Here is a 558-nt window from a genome sequence, read left to right on the forward strand (position 1 = left end):
TCTATTACAATGCAAGCTGTTCAAGAATTAGATTGGAAAATAGATAATTTGCAGTTTGATATTGGAATTCTAAAGCAAGAGCTTGAATCAGAAAAGAATGAGAAAGCTTATCTTGCTAAACGGGTAGAAGAACTTGAAAAACAACAACTTGAGAGCATTGAACAAGAAAAACGAATTGAAAAATTAGAGTTTTTATATTACCAGTTAACTTCTAAGTAAGCGTGCAGCAGCAGGCTTTTTTTATTTTGGCCAAAATTTGGAAGGAGGTGAGAACTTGGGAAGAATTCACGAACTCATCAAGTCATTAAATATAATTGACGTCATAACAAGTACTCAATTTAAAGTAGGGAGCGCTATAAGTGGCGGATTAGGGACAATTATTAATTTGTTATATGGGAAAGCGAATTTAATTTGGATTATGATTTTCTCATGGATTATCGTACTTGATTGGATTACCGGTAGTAAGGCATCTAAATTAGATGGAACATACAGCAGTGAATATGGAATTGAGGGCACCACGAGAACCGAGGTGCTTTTATCGTTGCCTGCTCTTGCACT

The 558-nt window shown here is 35.1% G+C and carries 1 protein-coding gene and 1 pseudogene; both read left to right on the top strand.

What is annotated here, in order from left to right:
* A partial coding sequence (locus tag KVT34_RS29750) for a hypothetical protein (RefSeq protein WP_217563244.1) occupies positions 1-219 on the top strand: 219 nt, incomplete at its 5' end.
* 55 nt (positions 220-274) lie between these two features.
* Positions 275-558: pseudogene (locus tag KVT34_RS29755) on the top strand (phage holin family protein); the annotation flags it as partial.

Origin of the sequence: Paenibacillus sp. GbtcB18 (assembly GCF_019091125.1) — a bacterium.
Lineage (GTDB): Bacteria > Bacillota > Bacilli > Paenibacillales > NBRC-103111 > Paenibacillus_F > Paenibacillus_F chitinolyticus.